Genomic DNA, 22,737 nt, shown 5'->3' with positions numbered 1-22,737 from the left:
CGGTGACGACGCTGGCGCAGACGCCCGGTGTGGTCAGGGAAGAAGCTCGAGGAGGTCCCATTCGGTCTCACTGACGCGGCGCCCGATCGCTGCGAGTTCCACCGAGCGGGTGGCCCCGGAAAGGTGCCGTTCCGCCTGATGGAGGCACAGGATTCCCCACTTGAGTGTGCCGAGAACCAACCACCAGTGGAGGGCGTCGCGATCGACGGTCGATCCGCTCTCTGCTTCGTAAGCTGCGACCAGATCGTCGACGGTTCCGAATCCACCCACCGGAGGCTGCTGGCCGAAGCGCCACGTCTTCACGCACAGCCAGCCGAGGTCTTCGAGTGGATCTCCGAGGTGGGCCAACTCCCAATCGAGCACGGCACGAATGCCTTCGGGGCCGACGATGAAGTTCCCCAGACGGAAGTCGCCATGGACGACTCGGCGTGCCGCGGCAGGCGGACGGTTCTGGTCCAGCCATCGAATCGCGAGCTCGAAAGCGGGGTGCGCTCGACCGGTGTCCGACAGGGTCTTGCGCCACGTGTCGAGCTCGTCGCGCTCCTCGAGGCCGGCGACCGATGCGGGATCGATGCTGTGGATGCGTGCCAGGATCTGGCCACACTGTCCCGCCATTCGCGGACGGGCCGACGAGTATTCGCTGTCGCGCAGGATTTTTCGTGGGATGGACTCACCCTCGACTCGGCTCATCACGATGTACGCGGCACCGAGTTCATCGTCACCGCTGCCGGAGGTCACAACCTTCGGGGACGGCACCCGGGCGCGACCCGCGGCCGTCATCAGGGCGGACTCGCGGTTCATCGACTCTGCCTCGAACGCGCCGGGCGCGTCGATTCGCAGAATCAGTTCCTGGCGCTCGGTCGTCTCCCCGTATGCATCGAACGACCATGTGTGTCGTGATGCCCCTGCGGGGACGCGGCGCAGGTTCTCCACGCGCAGTGATGGGTCCTGGGTGGCGCGGCTCATGATGAGCGTGAGCCGGCTTTCTATCACGCCGGCCTCGTTTGCAACCGGGGTCGATTCTGCGGTGGACACGGCAATCCCTTTCGAACGACGGCGCGGCGCATCGGCCGGATTCGCTCATTGTATACAATATGCTCGGGACTCGGGCGTTGAGTCACGGATCGGGAAGGGCTGGAGTGACGGTGGAGATTGTTGAGGTAAGCCCCCGCGACGGGCTGCAGAACGAGTCGGTGCCGGTGTCGACGGCCGAGAAGATCGAGCTGATCGAGCGGGCCGTCGACGCGGGACTCCGTCGTATCGAGGCAACCAGCTTCGTGCACCCGAAATCGGTGCCGCAGATGGCCGATGCCGAGGCCGTGATGGCCGGCGTCCCCCGCCGCAGCGATGTGTCGTACAGCGGTCTGGTGCTCAACCGTCGAGGATTCGACCGCGCGCTGGCAGCGGGTGTGGACGAGGTCAATTGCGTCGTTGTCGCCTCCGAGACCTTCAGCCAGCGAAACCAGCGCATGTCGGTCGCGGACTCGGTCCGGACCGTGCAGGATCTCGTCGACGACGCCAGGTCGGCCGGTGTGCTGGTGTCGGTGACGATCGCGACCGCTTTCGGGTGTCCCTTCGAGGGCGAGGTCTCCGAGGCCACCGTCGTCGAACTGGCGCGGCGGACAGCGGATTTCGGGGTGGACGAGATCTCGCTGGCCGACACCATCGGTGTCGGGGTGCCGCGCCAGGTGACCCGGCTGGTCGCGGGTGTTGCCGCGGTGGCGCCGGGCGTTCGTCTGCGTTGCCATTTCCACAACACCCGCAACACCGGCTACGCCAATGCGGTCGCGGCGCTCGATGCCGGTGTGACCGTGCTCGATTCGTCCATCGGCGGCATCGGCGGTTGCCCCTTCGCCCCGAACGCGACCGGCAACATCGCGACCGACGACCTGGTCTATCTCCTCGAGCGCAGCGGCGTGGTCACGGGTGCGCGGTTGCCGCAGTTGATCGACGCGTCGAACTGGCTCGGTGGGGTACTCGGCACGCCGGTGCCCGGCCTACTCGTCCGTGCCGGAGCCTTTCCGGGTTGACGGGATCGCGAACAACTCGTCCACCTTGGTGTCGTTTGCCGCGAGGTGTCCGAGCAGGACGTCGCGGCCCTGGAGGACATGCTCGTGCATCAGGGCGGACGCCCGCAGGCCGTCGCCGGCGACGATCGCGTCGCGGATGAGTTGGTGGAACAGATGTGACCGCTCGATCTGGACGCGGTCGTACTGGCGGAAGGCCTGGAAGACGAGGGGGACGTCGGTAGTGCGTTCGAGTAGGCGGGAGAGCCGTTCGTGCCTGGCCGCCGTCAGGATTCCGCGATGGATCTGGCCGTTGGCCGCGTCCACGGCCCGAACCAGGTCGAGTGGATCGGCGGCGTCCATGCCGAGCGCGACGGCGAACGCTTCGATGCCAGCGTCGATCTGCTCACGCTGCGCATCTTCGATGCGTTCCGCGGCCAGTTCGGCGGCGTACGCCTCCAGCCGTGCCCGGAGTCCGTACAGGTCGGCCACATCGGACAGCGAGAGGGTTCGTACCATCGCACCGCGGTTCGGCTCGCTGTGAACAAGTCCTTCCGCCTCGAGTCGGCGCAGTGCCTCACGGACGGGTGTCCGTGAGAGCGAGAACTCCTCGGCGATCCGTTGCTCGATGAGACGCTGTCCCGGCCGATATCTACCCTCGATGATCGCTTGCCGGATCTGTTCGTAAGCGACTCGACTCGGTGTCGATGGTGTCGTCGTCACGTCGCCCCTCTTGCAGTGGTCGGTGCATGGTCGCTGATCAGACTAGCTCCCCCGGAGGGGTTGGCCCGAACCCAGTTTGTATGCAGTCACGCCCGTTTTATCCCGAGATGGCGCCACGTCGACTTGGATTGTGTACAATTTGGAGATGACTAAGACTGCTGGTCCGCTCAGCGGACTTCGGGTGCTCGAGCTGGGAAGTTTCATCGCCGGACCCTTCGCCGGGCAATTGCTGGGCGACTACGGGGCCGAGGTCCTCAAGGTCGAGTCGACCGGCGCCGGTGATTCGATGCGACGGTGGGGCGTCACCGTCGACGGTGAAAGCCTGTGGTGGCCTTCGATCGCACGGAACAAGAAGTCCGTCGCGATCGACCTGCGTCGCCCCGAGGGTCAGGACCTGGTCCGCAAGCTGGCCGCCGAGGCCGACATCGTCCTGGAGAACTTCCGGCCCGGCACGCTGGCCAAGTGGGGACTCGACTACCCGGCTCTCTCGGAGGTCAACCCTCGAGTGATCCTCGTGCACGTCTCCGGATTCGGGCAGACCGGGCCACGCTCGGGCGATGCGGGATTCGGGAGCGTGGGGGAGGCCATGGGCGGCATCCGGCACACCACCGGCAATCCGGATCTTCCGCCGACCCGCAGCGGAGTCAGCCTGGGCGATTCCCTCGCCGCTCTGTTCGCCGTCATCGGGACGCTGGCCGCTGTCCATGAGCGCTCGGTCAGCGGCAGGGGCCAGGAAGTGGACGTGGCGATCTACGAAGCCGTGGCCGCCTTGATGGAGTCGACGATGGCGGATCACGCGATCGGCGGCGTGACCCGAGGACGGACCGGGTCCGTGCTTCCCAAGGTCGCGCCTTCGAATGTCTACCCCACCTCCGACGGTGCGGAAGTTCTGATCGCCGCCAACGCCGACACGGTCTTTCGACGGCTCTGCGTCGCAATGGGCCGACCCGAACTGGCCGACGACCCGAAGTTCGCCGAACACGGCCCTCGTGGCGACAACATGGCCGAGATCGATGCGGTGATCGGTGCCTGGACTCGGACGATGACCGCCGACGAGTTGCTGAAGACCATGGAGGACAACGGCGTTCCGGCCGGCCGGATCTACACGGCCGCGGACATGCTCGCCGACCCGCACTATGCTGCCCGGGACATGGTGGTGGAGCTGGTCAACCGGTTCGGTACGGCCGTCCCTGCCACCGGCGTGGTTCCGAAGTTCTCCCGCACGACGCCGCAGACTCCGGTTCCGGGACCGATCCTCGGTGACCACACCCGCCAGGTCCTCGCCGAGCTCGCGGGCATCGACGAATCCCGTTGGGCTGATCTCGAGTCCACCGGTGTCACGTTCCAGGCGCCCAGCTGACGAGCGTGGGATCGGATGGCGGGAACGCCATCCGATCCCACGTGCACTCAGACGGCGCTCATGCCGCCGTCGACGACCAGTGACGCTCCGGTCATGTACGACGACGCATCGCTGGCGAGGAACAGCAGCGCCGAGTCGAGTTCCTCCTGCGTCCCGAAACGGCCGAGGACGGACTGATCGGCCACCATCTCACGTAGGGCCGATTCGCCCTCGGCGGTCATCTCACTGGCGAAATACCCCGGGCACAGCGCATTGACGCGAATTCCCTTGCGGCGTGACCACTGCTGTGCCAGATCGCGGGTCAGTCCGAGCACGCCCGCCTTGCTGGCGGCATACGCGGCCTGCGGGAAACGGGACGCCACCAGGCCGTGAACGCTGGCGATGTTGACGATGGATGCGCCCTCGTTCATCACCGCGGCGCAGGCCTGCGCCATCCAGAACGTGCCGTTGAGATTGACGTCCACAACGGCACGGAATCGATCGGGGTCCTCGCGGAGTGCCGGGGTCGACCCGCCGAGACCGGCGTTGTTGACCAGCACGTCGATCCGCCCGAACTCGGCCGCCGCGGCGGCGGCGAGTGCCCGGCAGTCATCGACCGAGCTCACGTCGGTGGCGTGGGTGAGGACGGACGAGCCTTGCGCGCGTAGCTCTTCGGCGAGCGCGACGAGCCGATCCTCGCGCCGCGCCGCGAGAACGACGGTCGCGCCCACCGCGGCAACCGCCCGGGCGAAACCTGCACCCAGCCCGGAGCTTGCCCCGGTGATGAGCACGACTCGGTCGTCGAGGCGAAATCTGGACAACGGATCCATCGGAGGATTCCTTCCGGTCGGAGGTCGGTGGGGTGAAGTAGTGAGGCGGCAGGTGACAGTGCACCGCGAGTACCGGTGATTGTATACAAAAAATGCCTCGCGGAGGCGCCACGTGACCCCGAGGCGGTGGGGGTGCAGATGTGAAGGAAGTTGCGACCGCAGGCTTGGCCGGGACCTGCCCGGATCTCGATGACCGAAAATAGACAAGCGTCCAATTGTTTGTTGAAATGAGTCGCTTCGAGCGCATCGTGACCGTCGTCTCGGTAGCCCCCTGACTTCCGTAGACCTCACTGGAGGAACCAGATGCGTAAGACGACGGCAGCACTCGGCGCCGGAGTCATGGCGGTCGCGTTGGCAGTCGTTCCTGCGTCGATCGCCGGCACGGCCGCGGCCGACACCAGCGGTACCACCGACGTGACGTTCACCGTCGCCGGGCAGAGCGGTCCTCTCGAGTTGTCCGTTCCGCGAACAGCTCCCATGGTCTGGGTGAGCGGGCAGAACAACGTCAGCGGGACGGTTCCCACCTCCGCAGTTCGGGACCGTCGTAGCGGGACCGGCCGCTCGGTCACCGTGTCCGCCTCGATCTCCGACTTCACCAACGGCGCCACGACGATCCCCAGGTCCAAGGTGACCTATACGGCGGGCGGCGAGACGATGGGTTTCCGGAGCGCCGGCCCTCGGACGCTGGATTCGACCAAGGCCGTGGCCGGGATCGCGCGCCACGACTGGCCGGACGCGACGTTCCTCTGGACCCCGATGCTCTCCATCGACGTATCCGACGGTGTGACCATCGGGAACTACAGCGCGACACTTACCCACTCCGCGGTGTAGGTCGACATCGGCCTCCATCGGTATCTCACGAAAGCGTCTACATGCGTCTCCTGCTTCGGAACCTGCTCGCACTCCTCGCCCTGCTCGCGTCGTTCGTCGCGGCAGCTACGACGGTCGTCCACGCCGCCCCCGTCGTGGGTGGGATCGGTATCAAGATCGTGGATCCGCAGCGCGATCCGACCTTTCCGAGTTGGGAGACGGAGATCGGCGGCACCCGTGCGCCCGGCGACACGCTCGAGCGAACCGTGCGGGTCTCGAACAACGGGCTCACGGCCCAGACGGTCGACTTCTACACGGGTGCGGCGTCGATGAAGACCGGCGCGTTCACGGTCGAGGACCGCGGTGGCGCCAACCGGCTCACGTCGTGGACGAGCCTGGACAAGCAGCGAATCTCGCTGGCGCCCGGGGAGGACACCGACGTCAAGGTGACCGTTCGGGTCCCGGCGGACGCGCCGACGGGCGACCGGTCCGCGGTGGTCTGGGCGCAGCCCGCCGCCGGTGCTGGTGGCGGGGTGGCGACCCGCGTCGGCGTTCGCGTGAATCTCCGGGTGGAGTCCCGCGCCGGCACGACCGCGGACTTCGCGATCGACCGGTTGACGGCCGAACGGGATTCCGACGGTCAGGCCGTCGTCGTCGCCGGCATCCGCAACACCGGTGGCTGGGCCGTCGAGGTCGGCGGCGAACTCACGCTGTCCGACGGGCCCGGCGGTAGGACCCTCGGCCCGGTGTACGCCGAGGAAGCGGTCGTCGCCGCCGGCGCCGTCGGGACGGTTCGGTTCCGGATCGCGGACAGCGCCGACCTGCCGGCCGGACCGTGGCAGGCATCGGTGAAGTTGCGGAGCGGTCCGATCGAGCGTGCACACACCGCATCGGTTACGTTCCCGACGCCGGACACCGGCGGGACCGGTTCGCTCGGCAGCCTCGGATCGGCCGGCCTCGGATCTTCGAACCCGCCGTTGATGTGGGTTGCCGGCGTCGGCGCGGCCGCTGCGGCCGTCGGCGCGATCGGGTGGACGGTGTGGCAGCAGCAGGACGCCCCGGCAGTCCGCTAGGGGACGGTTCTACGCGGCCTGCGTGCCGCGGAGTCCTGAGCCGGGCCCGGGACCCGAGGCGTTCGACCCGGATCCTGTGACGACGGCCACCGACGGGGTACGTTGTGTGTAACTCGAAATCTACTCACCAGTAGGGGTGCGAAATGCCTGCTCCGTCAGCGGCAACGTTTGCTCGTCTTGCCGATCTCATCGCGATCCCGGATGCGGCGAGCCGTCCGACGAAGCCGATCGTCGAGGCCTTCACCGGGCGCGAGCTCGCGACCGTCCCGGTCGGTACGGCGGCGGACGCGCTCGCCGCGATCGAGAAGGCGCGCGTCGCGCAGAAGGCGTGGGAGAAGCGATCTCCCGTCGAGCGTGCGCAGATCTTCCTCCGCTACCGCGATCTCGTGCTCGAGCACAAGGATGCGCTGATGGACATGGCGCAGGCCGAGACCGGCAAGTCGCGGGCGTCGGCGCAGGAAGAGGTCCTCGACATCGCCATGACGTCGCGATTCTATGCGCGTCTGGCGCCGAAGCTGCTGCGCCCCAAGCGCGTCCAGGGCATGCTGCCGGGCCTGACGAAGACGGTGGTGCGGCACCACGCGAAGGGCGTCGTCGGTGTCATCTCGCCGTGGAACTACCCGATGACCCTCGCGGTGTCCGACGCGATCGCCGCGCTGCTCGCCGGCAATGCCGTGGTGATCAAGCCCGACAGTCAGACGCCGTACTGCGCGCTCGCGTGCGCCGAGCTCCTGTACCGGGCCGGCCTGCCGCGTGAGCTGTTCGCCGTGGTCCCGGGCCCGGGATCGGTGGTGGGTACCGCGCTGGTGGAGAACACCGACTACCTCATGTTCACCGGCTCCACCGCGACCGGCCAGCTGCTGGCGGAGCAGGCCGGACGCCGACTGATCGGCTTCTCCGCCGAGCTCGGCGGCAAGAACCCGATGGTCGTCACGGCCGGTGCGAACCTGCGCCAGGTGTGTGACGCGGCCGTGCGCGCGTGCTTCTCCAACTCGGGTCAGCTGTGCATCTCGATCGAGCGCATCTACGTCGAGGAGACCATCGCGCCCGAGTTCATCCGCCTCTTCGGGGAGCGGGTCCGGAACATGAGCCTCGCGCCCGGCTACGAGTTCGGCATCGAGATGGGCAGCCTCGTGTCCGAGGCGCAGGTCAAGACCGTGTCCGGCCACGTCGACGACGCCGTCGCGAAGGGGGCGACCGTCGTCGCGGGCGGCAAGGCCCGACCCGATCTCGGTCCGCTGTTCTACGAGCCGACCGTGCTCACCGGCGTCACCGACGAGATGGAGTGCTACGCCGCCGAGACGTTCGGACCCCTCGTGTCGATCTACCCGGTCGCGGACGTCGAGGAGGCGATCCGTCGCGCCAACGACACCGAGTACGGCCTCAACGCGAGCGTGTGGGCCGGCAGTCACGCCGAGGGTGAGGCCATCGCGGCCCGCGTCATGGCCGGAACCGTCAACGTGGACGAGGGCTACGGCCCGACGTGGGGCAGCACCGCCGCCCCGATGGGCGGGATGGGCGTGTCCGGTGTCGGCCGCCGTCACGGACCCGACGGCCTGCTCAAGTACACGGAGGCGCAGACGGTCGCCACCACCCGTGTCGTCAATCTCGGTGGCCCGCGGTGGCTTCCGGCCAAGGTGTGGGCCAAGCTGCTGCCGCCGTTCATCAAGGCGATGAAGTACGTACCGGGACGCTGATCCGGGCCTGAACGGACGGGCGTCGTGCGCATCGGTCGCACGGCGCCCGTGTGCGTTGTCGTTCCGGTGGCCCGCTCCCGTCCGCGATCGGCATTTCGTTAGGCGCGGTCACCACCTCCTGGAGTCGGATCAGGCCCGTTAGTCTTTTTCCTGTGAAAGAAGCCATGTGGGTGCGGACAGCCCTGGTCGTCGAGGACCAGCCGCTGATGCGCTCGCTGGTCGCCGACGCGCTCCGTCACGCGGGCTTCGACGTGGAGGAGCGGTCCTCCGCGGCGGCCGCGCTCGCCGACTTCGACGAGATCGATCCCGACGTCCTCATGACCGACATCGATCTCGGGGCACGCCCCAACGGCCTGGAGATGGCGACGATCGTCCATGCTCGGGCGCCGCACTGCGCCATCGTGTTCCTGACGAATTACCCGCGGGCGGGGATCGCTCCGGGCGAGGGCGGCCCGGCGGGTTCGGTGTTCCTCGACAAGGTCGCCCTGGAATCAGTCGAGGATCTGGTGGGGGCTGTCGAGTCGGCACTCGCGGAGAAACCTGTGCCGACCGGCCCTGTGCGCGAGGGCAATCCGGACTCGGTGCTCGACCGTCTCACCCGGACGCAGCTCGACGTGCTGCGCTGCATCGCACTCGGCTGGTCCAACGCCGAGATCGCGCGCCGACGCGAATCGAGTGTGCGCAGCGTCGAGAAGATGGTGACCCGCACCTTCGACGCCCTCGGGGTCGGTCACAGCCCCGAGCTGAACCCGCGGGTCGCGGCCGCCCAGCTGTACGTGCGCCGCTTCGGCATGCCGGTGGAGATCGGTTGAGCAGTCGGTTTTCCTGGCTGACACGGATCGGCGGCAGTTCGGCCGTCACCGCCTGGTCGTGGATCCTGACCGCGCCGTTCGCCGTCACGGTGATGGGCAGCTACATCGCCGCCCGCAGCCCACGGGACTGGCCGGCGTACTTCGGTATCGCGGTGATCGTGCACCTGGTGATGGGTGCGGCCATGCTGATTGCCTGGCTCACGGTCCTGCGCGGCAACCGGATCCGTCCACGACCACTGGTGTCGCTGTCGGTCTTCGCCGCGCTCGGGGCGTGCCGGCCGATCCTGCTCGACGTCCTCGTCGGGTTCCAGGGCCTACCGACCGATCCGCGCACCGTCGGGGTACGGATGGCCATCAACGTGACGACGGCGGTGGTCGCGCTGTCGCTCATCGCGATACTCGTCGACTCGGTGCGCGAGCACAACGCGGTGATGCAGCGCCTGCGCGGCGCCCGCGCGGCGCTCGACGAGCAGCGCCGGATCGACGAGGAGTACCTGGCCGGGATCGGTCGTCGGTGCGCCGAGGACCTGGCGGGCCGGATCGGCTCGGCGCTGTCGCAGACCGATCGGGTGAACATCGATCCGGCGCGTGCGGCGCGACTGCTGAGGGCGATCTCGGAGGATGTCGTGCGGCCCATGAGCCATGCGCTGTTCCGGGACGTCACGCCGCTGCCGAAGCCGCCGGTCGCACCACCTCCGCTGACCCGCCGGGAGTGGCTCGCGAACGTGCTCCGCGCCGTGGAACCAGCACCCCTGGTGCTGCCTGCGGCCCTGTACACATCGGTGATCCTGACGTTTCTGCTGACGAGCTACGGGCTCCGGACAACGGTGCTCCAGGTCGTGCTCGGGATCGCGCTGTGCGTGGCGGGGAACTGGGTGGTGCGGCGCTTCGCGCCCCGGGCGCGCAGCACGACCGTCCGGCTGAGCCTCATGGTGACCACTTACACGGTGGTCGCCGTGGCTACCGCGCTCGGGTTCTACGTCATCCTCGGCGGCACCGGATTCCCGCCGGCGTTCCTGGTCCCCGGAATCGCCTTCTACCCGTTCGCGGCCGTCGCGGTGTGCGTGATCCGGGCCGCGAACGTGCAACGCGCAGTGGAGGAACAACAGCTCGCGACGGCCCTCGGTGAGCAGAGTCGTCTCGCCGCCGAGGTGCACCGACAGGTGCTGTCCGCGCGCCGGCGCCTCGCGCACGTGCTGCACTCGTCGGTGCAGGGTGAGCTGGTGGCCGCGGCGCTGGTCATGCACGGTGCCGCGACGGGTGCGCCGACGGCCGCGGCGCCGACCGCCGTGGACGCGAGGGTGGACGAGATCATCGACCGCCTCGTGGGCGAGGTGGCACGGGAGGAGGCGCTGCCGACTGTTCCGCGGGCAGACGCCGAGCGGCAGATCACCGAACTGATCGGGATGTGGTCGGCCGCCGTTCCGATGCAGGCAGACATCGCTCCGGAGGTGTGGCCGCTGCTGTCGGACAGCCCTGTTCGCCTCGAGCACGCGATCGACGTGCTGTCCGAGGGATTCACCAACGCGATCCGGCACGGAACCGGCGGGTCGCTGCAGCTGACGATGTCGGTGGATCCCCGAACATCGTTGATCTGCATCGGGATCCGCTCTCCCGGCCGGATCGCCCGCGACCGCGGCGAGGGACTGGGGCTGGCGTCGCTGTCGAGCAAGGTCGACGCCGCCCAGTTGGTCGAGGAGTCCGGATCCGTGCTGCTCTCCGTTCGCCTCGACTGACCGCGCGCACCCCGTCGTGACGGCCGCCACAGGCCGGTGTCGCAATACCCGAACATCGGTCGATGGTCGTGTCCCGCGGTTCCTATCGTTCGTGTCGGATGTCGGCGACGACACCGTCGAGCTGACGATCGACCCCGGCATCCCGCACGAGACGAAGGGATGTGAGCCGCTATGGGACACACAGTGGCGCAATTGGTTCCGCTCGGGGTCGGCATGATCGTGAGCCCCATTCCGCTGGCCGCGTTGATCGCGATCCTGCTCTCCGCTCGCGCCAGGACCAATGCCCTGGCGTTCACTGCGACGGCGCTCGCTGCCTCGACCCTCATCGTGGGCGTGACCGTGTTCACGAGCAAGGGCGGCGCGGACAGGGCGGGCAGTGACGCCCATCCCAGTCAGATCGTGTTCGCCTCCGTGTTCGGTCTGGCGTTCCTGATGCTGGCCGCACTCAGCTGGAGGAGCCGGCCGAAGAACGGTGCCGTCGCTGCGATGCCGTCGTGGATGGCGCAGATCGACACGATGAACGCCGGCAAGACCGCGGTCCTGAGTCTGCTCCTGACCGTCCCCAACGCCAAGAACCTGCCGCTCGAATTGAAGGCGGGCGCCCTCATCGCCGAGGCGCACCTGCCGACCACCCAGGCGGCGCTGCTGACCGTCGCGTTCGCGGCGCTGGCGGGGCTCGGGCTGATCGCCCTCACCGTTCTGGCGGCGGTGCCGTCGAAGCGGGTCACCGCCGCGCTCGGAGTGGTCAAGGAAGAACTGATCCTGCACAACGCCGCCTTCATGACCGTCCTGTTCCTGCTGTTGGCCGGGCTGCAGGCCTCGCACGTCGTCACCGCGCTCACCGCGTGAGTTCCCGCCGATCCGAAGGAGTCAACGACATGACACTCATCGCTCCCGACAGCACCACCGTCGTCCGCACCACCAACGGACCCGTGCGCGGCACCACCGACGGGCCCGTCCACGTGTGGAAGGGAATTCGCTACGCGGCCGCACCCACCGGGGACCTCCGGTTCCGGGCGCCGACGCCCCCCGAGCCGTGGACGGAGGTGTTCGAGGCGGACCGTTTCGGCGCAGTCGAACCGCAGAGTCGGCTCGCCGCGATCCCGCTCGGCGACGACATCCGGATGGACGAGGACTGCCTCTCGCTCAACGTCTGGGCCCCGGGCGCCGGAGCGGCGGGGGCGTCCGGCAGGCCGGTGATGGTGTGGATCCACGGGGGCGCCTACTTCCGCGGCGCGTCGAGCCAGCCGGTCTACGACGGGCGCGCGCTCGCGGAGAACGGCGACGTCGTGGTGGTGACCCTGAACTACCGTCTGGGGGTGTTCGGGTTCGTCGACTTCTCGTCGCTGAGCACCGACGAGCATCGCTTCGACACCAATGTCGCGTTGCAGGACATGATCGCCGCGCTGCGCTGGGTGCAGGCGAACATCGCCGCGTTCGGCGGTGACCCGAACGCCGTGACGCTGTTCGGTGAATCGGCCGGTGGCGGTGCTGTCACGACACTGATGACGATGCCGTCCGCGCACGGGTTGTTCCACCGTGCGATCGCCGAGAGCTCACCGGCCACGTCCGTCTACAACCAGGATCGGGCGGCGGGTATCGCGAACATCTTCCTCGAAATACTCGGTGGCGCAGGTGATGCTGCGGATCGGCTGATGTCGGCGACCACCGATGAGCTGCTCGCCGCCTCCGAGGAACTGTTCGCGCGGATTCCGCGCGAGACCCCGGGGACACTGGCCTACGTGCCGATCGTCGACGGTGAACTCGTGCCCGACTATCCGGTCAACGCCTTCTGGAACGGCACCGCCGAGCGGATCCCGTTGCTGATAGGCACCAACAAGGACGAATCGTCGTTGTTCAAGTTGATGAAGTCGCCGCTCATGCCGATCGAGCCGGACGTGATCCGCGCGATGTTCGCGGAGATCTCGGCCGAGCACCCCGACCTCGAACTGCCCGACCAGGCGCGGATCGAGGCGGCGTACTCGGGGCTGGCCACCGAGGACGACGCGTTGGGCCTGACCCGGGACTTCGGGTTCCGGCTGCCGACACTGTGGATCGTGGAGGCGCACAGTAGGTATGCCCCCACCTGGCTGTACCGCTTCGACTACGCCACCCCGATGCTCAGGGCGCTCGAGATCGGCGCCACCCACGCGACCGAGCTTCCGTACGTGTTCGGCAACATCGCGCACGGCCCCAAGGAGATCACCTACCTGCTCGGCGGCCTGTCGACCGGACGCAAGGTGTCGGCACGCATGCAGCACCGGTGGATCGAATTCGCGAAAACCGGTGCGCCGGTCGGTCTCGACGGTGAGCCGCGATGGGACGCCTATGACCGGTTCGGCCGCGACTCGCTGGTGATCGACAAGCACGACCGGGTGGTCCGCGACCTCGACGGCCCGCTCCGCGAGGCGTGGGGCGAACAGGTCATCGCCTTCACATGAGGGCAGGCCCGGTTCAATCGAAAGATTGAAATGCCCGAATTGTGGCCGTCATTCGCCGGTGCGCCCCCGTGTCCTCTGCCGGGATCGCGGTAGCGTCGACGGATGGCGAGCCACATCCTCGGAGGAGGGGCGCAGTAATGACCATGGACCCGGCCGAAGTCGAACCCCGTGTGGGACGACGGGACTGGATAGGTCTGGGGGTTCTCGCTGCCGGACTGTCGCTGATCGTCGTCGACGGCACCATCGTCAACGTCTCGCTGCCGGTGATCATCGATGAACTGGACCTGGACCTCACCGACGCGCAGTGGATCAACAGCATCTACTCGGTGGTGTTCGCGGCGCTGCTGCTCACCGCCGGACGGCTCGGCGACCGGCTGGGTCGGCGGCTGCTGTTCATCGTCGGCGTGGTCGTGTTCATCGTCGGCAGCCTGATGGCCGCGGCGTCGGACAGTTCCACCGCGCTGATCGTGGCCCGTGTCGTGCAGGGCGTCGGCGGAGCCCTGGTGCTGCCGTGCACGCTGTCGACGGTCAACGCGACGTTCCGGGGCCGGGACCGGGCCATCGCATTCGGTGTGTGGGGCGCGGTGATCTCGGGCATGGCGGCCGTCGGCCCGCTGCTCGGCGGCTGGCTCACGACGTCGTTCACGTGGCCGTGGATCTTCCTGGTCAATGTCCCGATCGGCATTCTCGTCATCATCGGCGCGTTCCTCGCGGTCCCCGAGACGCGGGCGAAGATCACCGTCCCGGGACTGGACGTGGTGGGACTGCTGCTGAGCGCAATCGGGTTCGGCGCGTTGATCTTCGCGCTCATCGAGGGCCAGACCCTCGGCTGGTGGAAGCCGATCGCCGAGCTCAACGTGTTCGGGGCGACGTGGCCCGTGACCGCGCCGATCTCCGCGACGCCGGTGATGGCAGCGGTCGGCGCCGTGGCACTCGTGGGGTTCGTGGTGTGGGAGCGGCACCGCGCCCGGATCGCGCATTCGGCGATCCTGGATCTCGCGCTGTTCCGCTTCCGGACGTTCAGCTGGGGCAACTTCACCGCGATGGCCGTCGCGATCGGCGAGTTCGGTCTGCTGCTGGTGCTGCCGCTGTTCCTGGTCAACGCGTACGGGCTCAGCACACTGGGGGCCGGCTACGTCCTCGCGGTGATGGCGGCCGGTGCCTTCATGTCCGGCGCCGCGGCCCGGCACGTCACCGCGAGGTTCGGTGCCCCGCGGACCGTGATGATCGGTCTGGCGCTCGAGGTGATCGGCGTGCTGGCCTTCGCGCTGTACCTGCGGCCGTCGTCGTCGGCGTGGCTGCTGGCGCTGCTGTTGGCAATCTACGGGCTCGGCCTGGGCCTGGCGTCGGCGCAGCTCACCGGCACCGTCCTGGTCGACATTCCCACCGAGGAATCCGGTCAGGGGTCGGCGACGCAGAGCACCGTCCGCCAGCTGGGTGCCGCTCTGGGTACCGCGATTCTCGGCACCGTCCTGTCGCTGGGGCTGGCGCACAGCCTCACCAACCGGCTCGAGCCGGTCGCGTTGCCGCCGCAGGTGTCGTCACAGCTGGTCGACAGCACCCGCGACTCGGCCGGCGGCACCATCCCGCCGATTCGCGAGCAGGGCGACCACGGCAAGCTCGGCCCGGCCGGACCGGAGACCGCCGACGCGCTGTCCGACGGGTTCGCCGACGCCACCCGGTGGTCGCTGTTCGTCGCAGCCGGATTCCTGGCCGCGGGCCTGGTCTCGGCCACGCAGCTACAGCCGCGCCGACGCGAGGAGGCCGCGGCGTAGGGCTGCTCGATCGGGTACCGCTATCGGCGCATCCGTCCTCGGGTCATACCCATGCCCATGATCCCGGCTCCGAGAGCGAGGACCACGGCGCCGACCACGACGTTCGACCAGATCATCCCCGTGCTCCTGCTCAAGCCGGAGACCAGCCACGGCGAGACGATCAGCCAGATCCCGAGCAGCGGGGCGACGAACGCGAGGCCGTGGGTGCGGCCGAACGTCGTGGCGTGACCGACGGCCAGCAGCGCGACCGCGAGACCGGCGAACAGGTTGCACATCATCAGCGACGTCTGCCCGCTGAAACCGACGATCCACGGTGACGCGGCCGCGTACAGACCGGCGAGAACCATCAGCCCCTCGGCGACCTGCGGAACCGGGCTCTCACCGAATTCGTCGTAGCGGGCGCGTAGCTCGGCGATGTCAGGGTGGGTTTCCATTGACGTGGACGGTGATGTCGGTGTTGTCGACATGACGAATCATCTCCTCGACCTTGTGTCCCAATGTCGAGACTAGTCCGCTTCCGGGGTGTCGAGCGGGGCCGAAGAGGGCTCAGATACCCGACTTGAACCGGCGGTGCCGTGCGGTGTCGGCCCGTTCCGGATTGATCACGTCCACCAGCTGCTGCAGCCGTCCGAACGTGGGGCCGATGCGGCGCGGACGGTCGACGATCGCGTCGCAGAGGACCCGGCCGGCCTGCTCGGGCGTGAGCGCAGCGGCCTCGAGGTACTGCGCGTTGGGCGCGATCATCGCGGTCCGCACCAGTGGCATGTACACCGACGTGAAAGTGATGTTCTCGTCCAGGGTTTCGGCCTGGAACGACGTGGAGACCTCGTCGAGTGCCGCCTTGGACGCGACGTACGCGGAGTACCCGGGGCCACCGAACAGGTTCGCCGCCGACAGCACGTTGATCACCTGGCCGAAGTGTCGTTCCCGCATTCCCGGTAGCACCGCCAGCATCAGCCGCACCGCCGCGAAGTAGTTGAGCTGCATGGTGCGTTCGAAGTCGTGGGCCCGGTCGTACGACTGGGCGAGGTCCCGCCGGATGGAGCGTCCCGCGTTATTGACGAGGATGTCGACGCCACCGTGCTCGTCGAGGATCTGGCCGATCGTGGTGTCGGACGCCTCCGCGTCGTTCAGGTCGCACGGATAGGCGAACGCCTTGCCGCCGCGACCGGTCACGGCGTCGACGAGCTCCTGCAGCTCAGGTTCGCGGCGGGCCACCAGCAGCACGACTGCACCGGCGTCGGCGAGGTCGATCGCGGCGGAGCGACCGATGCCGGACGACGCCCCGGTGATGAGGACGCGACGCCCGGCCACCGCGTCACCGAGCGTGCGGCGCCGCCGCCGTGGGAACGGTCCCCGCGTGTCGAGCCCATGCTTGGCCTGGAACCACCACCCCGTCGAAGTCATGGTGACGGATCCTAGTGCCGCCGGAGGGCTGCAAGTGGGAAAGTAATCAGAGTCGGTGCCCGACAACGGCATCACCTCCCCTGCGGGCACGCCCGCAGGGCCCGGCCCGACAAACAAACGCTCTGCAAATATATTTCGCGCTCCCTACTGGACACTTGACCAACTGTCGAGTATCAATAATCGACCCCCGAATCGGGCCGTTTGGTTCTATTCGGTACGGGCAGCTGTCTGTTCGACCCGAACGCCCCCCGAAGAKGAATCATGCGCAAAGTAACGCTTCTCGCCGCTGGTTTAGCCGCTGCCGCCGGACTTCTGGTCCCGGCCACCGCCGCCAATGCCGCTGACTCGGCCGACACCACCGTCACATTCGCCATCGCCGGCGCGGGCGGGAACCTGTCGCTCATCACGGGCGGGCCGGTCGGCACCATCGTCCCCGGCGCCGGCAAGGCGACCGGCACCCTGCCCACCGTCACGGTGAGCGACAACCGCAACGGCGCGCCGCGCGGGTGGGTCGCCAGTGCCACGTCGACGGACTTCGGGACCATTCCCAAGAGCGCGGTCGTCTACAAGGCCACGGCCCTCGCCGGCAAGGTCGGCCCGGGCACCCTCGAGTCGACCGGTGACCAGACGCTGGACTCGGCGAAGACGGTCGTCAATCGCACCGGCCTCACCTGGCCGCTCGAGGTCATCACCTGGACCCCGGCGCTCACCGTCAACTACCCCGACGGCGCCGCCATCGGAGAATACTCCGGCACCATCACCGTCTCGGTCGCCTAGAACGCCCGGCACCCATCGGCCGGGGACGCTGCATGCGTCCCGGCCGTTCGGCCAGAAAGTGATCCATGCGTTCTCTCCCCGCGCTGCGTAACCTCCTCGCGTTCCTCGCCGTCGTCCTCGTCGCGGTCGGCGTCCCCGCATCCGCGCTCGCCGCCCCGGATCAGCCCGCGGGCGAAACCCCCGCCGGGTCCATCGGCATCCGTCTGCTCGACGCGCCGGTCGCACTCAAGGACGATCCTCGGGCGCTGCGATACATCGTCGACAACCTTCCGCCCGGGACCACCATCACCCGACATGTGTTGGTGTCCAACGACACCGGCGCGCCCGCGAAGATCGACGTCTACCCCGGCGCCGCCCGCGTCGCCGACGGCGCGTTCGCGCTGGCGGAGCCCGGCGAGAAGAACGCCCTCACGTCGTGGATCACCGTCGATCGCCCGACCGTGGAACTCGCCGACGGTGAGCAGGCCGAGGTGGCGGTGACGATCGCGGTGCCGAAGGATGCGCCGGAGATCGAGCAGTACGCGGTGATCTGGGCGTCGCACAAGGCCCCTGCCTCCAACGGCATCACCAACGAATCGCGGGTAGGGGTTCGCGTCTACCTGTCGGTGGGGCCGGGCAACGGGCCGCCCGCCGACTTCACCATCTCCAGCCTCACCCCGCGGCGCGGGCCGGACGGCCTCGCGTCCGTCGTCGCGACCGTCACCAACACCGGCGGCCGCGCGGTCGATCTGTCCGGCGCACTCAACCTTTCGGGTGGACCCGGTGGGCTGTCCGCCGGCCCCATCGACAGTGCGGTCGCGACCATCGCACCCGGCGAGGACGGCGAGGTCGTCATCTCCGTGCCCGACAGCACCGCCCTGCCCGCCGGTCCGTGGAACGCCGACGTCAAGCTCGAGAGCGGAATCCTCGAGCACGACATGTCGGCGACCCTCACGTTCCCCGACAAGGGTGACGGCGACTCCGTCGGCGCGTCCGATTCGACGTCGTGGCCGCTGATCGGCGGGATCGTGGTGGCCGTGCTCGCTGTCGCCGGAGTCGGTGCCTACCTGGTGGTGCGGAAGCGTCGTCCCTCGGGAACGGATCAGTAGACATGTGGCACAGCAGGATGCCCCGCGCGCTTCGGCTGTCCCTCGCTGCCGCCGGCGTGCTGGTTCTCGCCGGTGCGCCGACCGCGACGGCCGCACCTTCGGACGTGTCGGACGAGGCGACGACGGAATCGACGGCAGAATCGACGACGACAACGGCGCCGACGACTACGACCGCGGCGCCGACGACGACCCCTCGTCGGTACGTCTCCCGGGAAGATYCCGAGGAAGCCACGACCACGCCGTCCACGACCACGAGCGCACCGACCACGACGGCTTCGACGACCGCGGCGCCGACCACGTCGAGTGCGGCTCCGACGACTACCACCGGGCAGACCCGGAGCGGCGCACTTGCTGCCACTGCGGGCCGAGCTGGGCTGTCGATCACCGTCGCCGGGAAGTGGGGCACCATCGTCCCCGGGGCGGAGAGGGCGAGCGGAACCCTGACACTCATCTCCGTGACCGCGACCGGTGGTGTGGTCGGCTCGCCGGTCGATTGGACCGCCACCGCGTCGTCGACCGACTTCGTCGGACCCAACGGCACGATCCCCAAGAGCGCGGTCACCTATTCTGCGACCGCCCTCGCCGGCAATGTCGGCGGCTCGACATCGGCGCCGACGCAGACGCTCGAAGCCCCGAAGACCGTCGTCGCGCGTACGGGCAGCATCTGGCCGTCGGAGACGGTCACCTGGACTCCGGCGCTGCGGGTCGACTACCCCGACGGTGCGGCGGTCGGGACCTACACCGGAACGATCACAGTCTCGGTCGCCTGACCGTTTCGGATCAGGCGGTGGTCGCCAGCGCGGCCGCGAGTCCGAATGCGATTGCCATCGCGGCGGATTCACCGACCGCGCGGCGCAGGGACGCGTCGGCCCCCATCCGGTGCGCGGCGGCCGGGGCCACCCACGTGCGGCGCAGCCACCAACCGGCCGCGACCAGTGCCGCGAGCGCGGCCACCTTGGCGAGCACAACCCGGCCGTATCCGGTGGTCACCAGGGGTGCCACGCCACCGAGGCGGACCGCGGCGTTGACGACGCCGGTGGCCGCGAGCACCCACACGCACCGCCACGCGACGGTCGAATAGCGCGGCAGCAGCGTCGACCACGCACCGCGGGAGCCGGCGGTCAGCGCGAGCGCCGCCAGCATGCCGAACCACGTGGCGGCCGCGAGGACGTGTCCGGCGTCGAGCAGGGATCCGAGCGTCTGCTGCGACATGTGCCCGCTGATCGGGCGCGCGATGAGGGCCAGGCCCGCCAGTGCCAGGACGGGGGCGGCCGGCCACGGCAGGCTGCGGCGGTACGCGATCGCCGAGATCAGGGCCACCAGCGCCGCGCACACCACCGTCGCGGCGCCGAGACGACCGGTGTTCACGACCCGCACGAAGTCGATGACGGTCTCCGGGGCGACCGCGAACCGGGACCGCCCCTCTGCCTCGGCCGCCTCGAGCACCAGCAGCACGGTCTCGGCCGCGGTCCACACACCGGCCACCGCGGCGGTGGTCTGCCACAGCAGGCCGGCGTCCAGTGCGGGCCGACGCTCGTCGCGCTGCAGCCACTGCCACGCGGCGAGACCGAACGCCGTCGCGCCCAGGCCGACGGCGAGCACCCGCACCACGCTGGTGGGGGAGGGCCCGTCGGGAGTGGCGAGCAGCCACCCGACCGCCACCCCGGCCAGCGCGGTGAGGACGGCGAACAGCAGCCAGGGGCGGCCGATGTTCACCGTCTTCATCCGCGCGCTGTCCGGCCGGTCAGTTCTCGCCGCGCGGCTTGCGCAGCGCGAACCACAGGCCGCCGCCGAAGACGACGACGCCGACGCCGACGAGTCCCCAGACCAGCAGGTTCGGTCCGGAGTCGTCGGTGCTGCCGGTCTCGTTCTGTCCGTTGACCTTCGGGCCAGGCGTGCCGGTGCCCTCCTGCGTGAGGGTGAACACCCGGGTACCGCTGACGGGGTGGCCGTCGGCGGAGGTCACCCGGAACGCCATCGTGTACTCGCCGACCGGTCCGAGGCCGTCGAGCGGGACGCTGACGCTGTCGCCCTGGACCGTCGGGTCGCCCTTGGACCACAGGTTGCCGTCCGGGCCGACGACGGTGAGCGACGCGAACTTCTGCTGCAGCGCCTCGTTGAACGTGACGGTGACCCGCTCCGGGGCCGTCGCGATCTGCGCCGCGTTCTCGGGATTGCTGGAGAGGACGGCCGAGTGCGCGGACGCGGTGCCGGCGCCCAGCATGGTCGCGAGCATCGCGACGAATCCGACGGCGATGATGCGGACGCGGTGGACCTTGTGCGCGCTCATGAGCGGCGGTTCCGGATGGTCGCGCCGATGCCCAGGGCAGTGCCCAGCGCGCCCAGCACCAGGCCGATGCCGCCCAGCCAGCGGGCGGTGGTGTCGGCGTTGTTCGTGGTCGCGTCGACCGTGACGGCCGTGTCGGCCGCGGCGTGTGCCTTGCCGCCGCCGCTGCCCGCGGCGAGCGTCAGCGTCGGGGTCGGCTTGTCCGGCTCGCTGCCGTCGGCGCCGGGCTTCTGATCCCACTGCACGACGGTGCCGTCGCTGTAGGTCTGGGTGGTGGGGAACTCCACGGAGCCCTGCTCGGGCAGCGGTCCGGCCGAGAGCACGAACTGCTGGAACTGTCCGGGCCCGACGCTCACGCCGGGATCGGCCGTCCAGGTCACCGACGTCGCGGTGGCCGACGCCGGATCCTTCTGGACCGTCGAGGTCCAGCCGGGCATCGGTTCGGTGCGGGCCGACTTGAGGTTCGGCAGCTGCACCGTGACCGCGGTGGTGCCCGCGGTCTCGGACTCGGTGGGGACGCGGAAGGTGAGGACGGAGTAGCCGCCCTGCTCGGCGCCGGGTGCGGCGACCGAGACGTGGGCGGAGGCCACGCCGGTGGCCAGCAGCAGCGCGCCGCCGGCGGCGCCCACCGTGAGGAGGGCGCGGGAGAGGATTCTCTTCATTGCTCGGGTGTCGTTTCTGTGCGGAGGGTGCGATGGACGCGGCTTACGCGTGCACCGGTGGTCCGCGCCGGGTCAGCCCGGCGGCAAGCACAGTCAGACGGGGTGCGCGGCGGTCGAGCGGCCGCGGCGCGGGTGCCGACGTCGGATCGACGCCGCGAAACAGCGGCGCCAGGACCGTGCGCAGGACATGGGTGATCGGCCCGTACAGGCGTTCGGCACCGTGGACCAGGCTCGCGCACACGACGGTGGCTGCGGCGTGCGCGGTCAGCATCGCGGCGGCGGGCACGCCGGCGTGCGCGTGGGCGTCCGACGCGAGCGTGAGCGTGAGGTGCCCGGCACCCTGCCCGGCCGCGAGCGCCGCGAACAGCGCCGTGCGGCTCCGGCTCAGGACGGGCAGACCGCCGACGATCACGCCGACGCCGGCACACGACGCGAACAACAGGGTCAGGGCCGCCGAGTCGGGGAAACCGCCGCCGGCGATGCCGTGCGCGGCGATGGCCAGGGCGGCCGCCGCCGCGCCCACCGCGCCGCCGCGGAGCGCGGCGGTCGGGGCGGGACGCGTGACGGACACGGCGATCGGGCGGTGACGGCTAGCGGACGCCGAGGCGGGCCAGGATGTCGGCCTCGACGCCGTCGAGTTCGGCGGAGATGGCGTGGTGGGCCTGCTTGCGGCGGGCCGGCGGCATCTGCTCGGCGGCGTGGACCGCGGTGCCGAGGTCGGTGAGGCGGGCGCGGATCGCAGTCGCGAACTGCTGCGTCTCCGCGTCACCGGGGTGGCGGGTGACGATCTCGTCGACGGACTTCTCGGCGCCGGCGATGCGGGCACTGAGCTTGGCGCCGTGGCCGGTGTACTCGCCGAGCTGGTCGACGGCGATGCCCATGCGCTGCGCGCGCTGGGTGTCGAGCTGGCCGCGCAGGGCGGTCGCGCCGCGGTACGCGAGCGGCACCACGACCGGCGCGAGCAGGCGGGCCACACCCAGGTATCGGCGCAGCTGAGCGACCGTCAGACCCTTCTCGGCGGCCTTGACGGCGGCCTTCTCCTGGGCCTTGAGCGCCGAGATCTGGGCCTTGTCGACCTTCTTCTGGGCCTTCGAATCCGACCGGTGCTTCCTGCGGTCGTTCTTCGCACCGAGCTTTGCCTCGAGCTTCGCCTTGTGCTTGAGCGCCTGCGCCTCGGCCTTGCGCGTGGCGCGCCGCTTACGTTTCTTGAACAACCCCACTGGAAAGGCCCCTCCATCTGGTGTTTCGGCGCGGCGGCGGACTGCGTCACAGCT

At 69.3% G+C, this 22,737-nt stretch carries 23 protein-coding genes; 13 read left to right on the top strand and 10 right to left on the bottom strand.

The genetic code is table 11. The annotated features are described in order from the left end of the window. Positions 1 to 33 precede the first annotated feature (33 nt). Entirely contained in the window at positions 34 to 1,035 is a 1,002-nt protein-coding gene (locus tag AB4Z09_RS14135) for a phosphotransferase family protein (RefSeq protein WP_442240022.1), read from the bottom strand. Between the two features lie 59 nt (positions 1,036 to 1,094). Here AB4Z09_RS14135 and AB4Z09_RS14130 point away from each other — a divergent pair, with 59 nt between their 5' ends. Further along, entirely contained in the window at positions 1,095 to 2,030 is a 936-nt protein-coding gene (locus AB4Z09_RS14130; protein WP_442240021.1) for a hydroxymethylglutaryl-CoA lyase, read from the top strand. On the opposite strand, the gene AB4Z09_RS14125 is transcribed toward AB4Z09_RS14130, so the two are convergent. Continuing rightward, positions 1,998 to 2,729, bottom strand: a complete 732-nt coding sequence (locus AB4Z09_RS14125) for a GntR family transcriptional regulator (RefSeq protein WP_174907312.1) — start codon at positions 2,727 to 2,729, stop codon at positions 1,998 to 2,000. The genes AB4Z09_RS14130 and AB4Z09_RS14125 overlap by 33 nt on opposite strands. 145 nt (positions 2,730 to 2,874) lie before the next feature. On the opposite strand from AB4Z09_RS14125, the gene AB4Z09_RS14120 reads away from it, so the two are divergent. Then, positions 2,875 to 4,089 (top strand): CaiB/BaiF CoA transferase family protein, encoded by a 1,215-nt coding sequence (locus AB4Z09_RS14120; RefSeq protein WP_442240020.1) that lies wholly within the window; start codon positions 2,875 to 2,877, stop codon positions 4,087 to 4,089. 47 nt (positions 4,090 to 4,136) lie between these two features. Here the strand turns inward: AB4Z09_RS14120 and AB4Z09_RS14115 are convergent, their stop codons facing one another. After that, complete coding sequence (locus AB4Z09_RS14115) at positions 4,137 to 4,898, bottom strand: SDR family NAD(P)-dependent oxidoreductase (RefSeq protein ID WP_114723980.1); 762 nt, start codon at positions 4,896 to 4,898, stop codon at positions 4,137 to 4,139. 303 nt (positions 4,899 to 5,201) lie between these two features. Between AB4Z09_RS14115 and AB4Z09_RS14110 the strand changes: the two genes are divergently transcribed. From AB4Z09_RS14110 to AB4Z09_RS14075, 8 genes are all read left to right on the top strand, one after another. Then, positions 5,202 to 5,729: a hypothetical protein gene (locus AB4Z09_RS14110; RefSeq protein ID WP_442240019.1), complete on the top strand. Its 528-nt coding sequence runs from the start codon at positions 5,202 to 5,204 to the stop codon at positions 5,727 to 5,729. Between the two features lie 41 nt (positions 5,730 to 5,770). Further along, a complete protein-coding gene (locus AB4Z09_RS14105; RefSeq protein WP_442240018.1) occupies positions 5,771 to 6,781 on the top strand; it encodes a hypothetical protein in 1,011 nt (336 codons plus the stop codon). Positions 6,782 to 6,924: 143 nt separating this feature from the next. Beyond that, a complete protein-coding gene (locus AB4Z09_RS14100; protein WP_442240017.1) occupies positions 6,925 to 8,478 on the top strand; it encodes a succinic semialdehyde dehydrogenase in 1,554 nt (517 codons plus the stop codon). Between the two features lie 152 nt (positions 8,479 to 8,630). Next, positions 8,631 to 9,290, top strand: a complete 660-nt coding sequence (locus AB4Z09_RS14095) for a response regulator (protein WP_442240016.1) — start codon at positions 8,631 to 8,633, stop codon at positions 9,288 to 9,290. Beyond that, positions 9,287 to 11,026: a hypothetical protein gene (locus tag AB4Z09_RS14090; protein ID WP_442240015.1), complete on the top strand. Its 1,740-nt coding sequence runs from the start codon at positions 9,287 to 9,289 to the stop codon at positions 11,024 to 11,026. Before AB4Z09_RS14095 ends, AB4Z09_RS14090 begins: the two co-directional genes overlap by 4 nt. Positions 11,027 to 11,197: 171 nt before the next feature. Then, positions 11,198 to 11,875, top strand: a complete 678-nt coding sequence (locus tag AB4Z09_RS14085; RefSeq protein ID WP_442240014.1) for a GAP family protein — start codon at positions 11,198 to 11,200, stop codon at positions 11,873 to 11,875. A 29-nt stretch (positions 11,876 to 11,904) separates the two neighbouring features. After that, on the top strand, positions 11,905 to 13,467 hold the full coding sequence (locus tag AB4Z09_RS14080; protein ID WP_442240013.1) for a carboxylesterase/lipase family protein: 1,563 nt from the start codon (positions 11,905 to 11,907) through the stop codon (positions 13,465 to 13,467). Positions 13,468 to 13,604: 137 nt separating this feature from the next. Continuing rightward, complete coding sequence (locus tag AB4Z09_RS14075) at positions 13,605 to 15,242, top strand: DHA2 family efflux MFS transporter permease subunit (protein WP_114723988.1); 1,638 nt, start codon at positions 13,605 to 13,607, stop codon at positions 15,240 to 15,242. Positions 15,243 to 15,262: 20 nt separating this feature from the next. On the opposite strand, the gene AB4Z09_RS14070 is transcribed toward AB4Z09_RS14075, so the two are convergent. Next, positions 15,263 to 15,676, bottom strand: a complete 414-nt coding sequence (locus AB4Z09_RS14070) for an SPW repeat protein (RefSeq protein WP_397484754.1) — start codon at positions 15,674 to 15,676, stop codon at positions 15,263 to 15,265. Positions 15,677 to 15,788: 112 nt separating this feature from the next. Then, entirely contained in the window at positions 15,789 to 16,649 is an 861-nt protein-coding gene (locus AB4Z09_RS14065) for an SDR family NAD(P)-dependent oxidoreductase (protein ID WP_442240012.1), read from the bottom strand. A gap of 261 nt (positions 16,650 to 16,910) precedes the next feature. Here AB4Z09_RS14065 and AB4Z09_RS14060 point away from each other — a divergent pair, with 261 nt between their 5' ends. From AB4Z09_RS14060 to AB4Z09_RS14050, 3 genes are all read left to right on the top strand, one after another. Then, positions 16,911 to 17,426 (top strand): hypothetical protein, encoded by a 516-nt coding sequence (locus AB4Z09_RS14060; protein ID WP_442240011.1) that lies wholly within the window; start codon positions 16,911 to 16,913, stop codon positions 17,424 to 17,426. A 65-nt stretch (positions 17,427 to 17,491) separates the two neighbouring features. Next, positions 17,492 to 18,514 (top strand): DUF916 domain-containing protein, encoded by a 1,023-nt coding sequence (locus AB4Z09_RS14055; RefSeq protein WP_254622713.1) that lies wholly within the window; start codon positions 17,492 to 17,494, stop codon positions 18,512 to 18,514. Positions 18,515 to 18,516: 2 nt separating this feature from the next. Next, positions 18,517 to 19,284 (top strand): hypothetical protein, encoded by a 768-nt coding sequence (locus AB4Z09_RS14050; RefSeq protein ID WP_442240010.1) that lies wholly within the window; start codon positions 18,517 to 18,519, stop codon positions 19,282 to 19,284. Between the two features lie 10 nt (positions 19,285 to 19,294). Here the strand turns inward: AB4Z09_RS14050 and AB4Z09_RS14045 are convergent, their stop codons facing one another. From AB4Z09_RS14045 to AB4Z09_RS14025, 5 genes are read right to left on the bottom strand one after another with little or no spacing between them, the layout of a single operon-like run. Continuing rightward, positions 19,295 to 20,239, bottom strand: coding sequence for a CopD family protein (locus AB4Z09_RS14045; protein WP_174907332.1), 945 nt, complete (start codon positions 20,237 to 20,239; stop codon positions 19,295 to 19,297). Between the two features lie 19 nt (positions 20,240 to 20,258). Continuing rightward, positions 20,259 to 20,804, bottom strand: coding sequence for a copper resistance CopC family protein (locus tag AB4Z09_RS14040; RefSeq protein WP_114723994.1), 546 nt, complete (start codon positions 20,802 to 20,804; stop codon positions 20,259 to 20,261). Beyond that, positions 20,801 to 21,463, bottom strand: a complete 663-nt coding sequence (locus AB4Z09_RS14035; protein ID WP_174907334.1) for a YcnI family copper-binding membrane protein — start codon at positions 21,461 to 21,463, stop codon at positions 20,801 to 20,803. The genes AB4Z09_RS14040 and AB4Z09_RS14035 overlap by 4 nt, the downstream gene beginning before the upstream one ends. A 43-nt stretch (positions 21,464 to 21,506) precedes the next feature. Beyond that, positions 21,507 to 22,034, bottom strand: coding sequence for a hypothetical protein (locus AB4Z09_RS14030; RefSeq protein ID WP_174907336.1), 528 nt, complete (start codon positions 22,032 to 22,034; stop codon positions 21,507 to 21,509). Positions 22,035 to 22,053: 19 nt separating this feature from the next. Beyond that, positions 22,054 to 22,683: a DUF6474 family protein gene (locus AB4Z09_RS14025; RefSeq protein WP_442240009.1), complete on the bottom strand. Its 630-nt coding sequence runs from the start codon at positions 22,681 to 22,683 to the stop codon at positions 22,054 to 22,056. Positions 22,684 to 22,737: the final 54 nt, after the last annotated feature.

It is taken from the genome of Rhodococcus sp. TAF43 (assembly GCF_052113525.1).
Lineage (GTDB): Bacteria > Actinomycetota > Actinomycetes > Mycobacteriales > Mycobacteriaceae > Prescottella.
Note: the sequence above shows the minus strand (reverse complement) of the source record. Positions and strands in the feature narration are given on the sequence as shown.

Coding starts and splice junctions, on each gene's coding strand:
- AB4Z09_RS14075 (WP_114723988.1), top strand. CDS start 13,605: ATGACCATGGACCCGGCCGAAGTCGAACCCCGTGTGGGACGACGGGAC.
- AB4Z09_RS14080 (WP_442240013.1), top strand. CDS start 11,905: ATGACACTCATCGCTCCCGACAGCACCACCGTCGTCCGCACCACCAAC.
- AB4Z09_RS14100 (WP_442240017.1), top strand. CDS start 6,925: ATGCCTGCTCCGTCAGCGGCAACGTTTGCTCGTCTTGCCGATCTCATC.
- AB4Z09_RS14045 (WP_174907332.1), bottom strand. CDS start 20,239: ATGAAGACGGTGAACATCGGCCGCCCCTGGCTGCTGTTCGCCGTCCTC.
- AB4Z09_RS14130 (WP_442240021.1), top strand. CDS start 1,095: ATGCTCGGGACTCGGGCGTTGAGTCACGGATCGGGAAGGGCTGGAGTG.
- AB4Z09_RS14110 (WP_442240019.1), top strand. CDS start 5,202: ATGCGTAAGACGACGGCAGCACTCGGCGCCGGAGTCATGGCGGTCGCG.
- AB4Z09_RS14055 (WP_254622713.1), top strand. CDS start 17,492: ATGCGTTCTCTCCCCGCGCTGCGTAACCTCCTCGCGTTCCTCGCCGTC.
- AB4Z09_RS14105 (WP_442240018.1), top strand. CDS start 5,771: ATGCGTCTCCTGCTTCGGAACCTGCTCGCACTCCTCGCCCTGCTCGCG.
- AB4Z09_RS14115 (WP_114723980.1), bottom strand. CDS start 4,898: ATGGATCCGTTGTCCAGATTTCGCCTCGACGACCGAGTCGTGCTCATC.
- AB4Z09_RS14035 (WP_174907334.1), bottom strand. CDS start 21,463: ATGAAGAGAATCCTCTCCCGCGCCCTCCTCACGGTGGGCGCCGCCGGC.
- AB4Z09_RS14070 (WP_397484754.1), bottom strand. CDS start 15,676: ATGGAAACCCACCCTGACATCGCCGAGCTACGCGCCCGCTACGACGAA.
- AB4Z09_RS14060 (WP_442240011.1), top strand. CDS start 16,911: ATGCGCAAAGTAACGCTTCTCGCCGCTGGTTTAGCCGCTGCCGCCGGA.
- AB4Z09_RS14120 (WP_442240020.1), top strand. CDS start 2,875: ATGACTAAGACTGCTGGTCCGCTCAGCGGACTTCGGGTGCTCGAGCTG.
- AB4Z09_RS14085 (WP_442240014.1), top strand. CDS start 11,198: ATGGGACACACAGTGGCGCAATTGGTTCCGCTCGGGGTCGGCATGATC.
- AB4Z09_RS14065 (WP_442240012.1), bottom strand. CDS start 16,649: ATGACTTCGACGGGGTGGTGGTTCCAGGCCAAGCATGGGCTCGACACG.
- AB4Z09_RS14040 (WP_114723994.1), bottom strand. CDS start 20,804: ATGAGCGCGCACAAGGTCCACCGCGTCCGCATCATCGCCGTCGGATTC.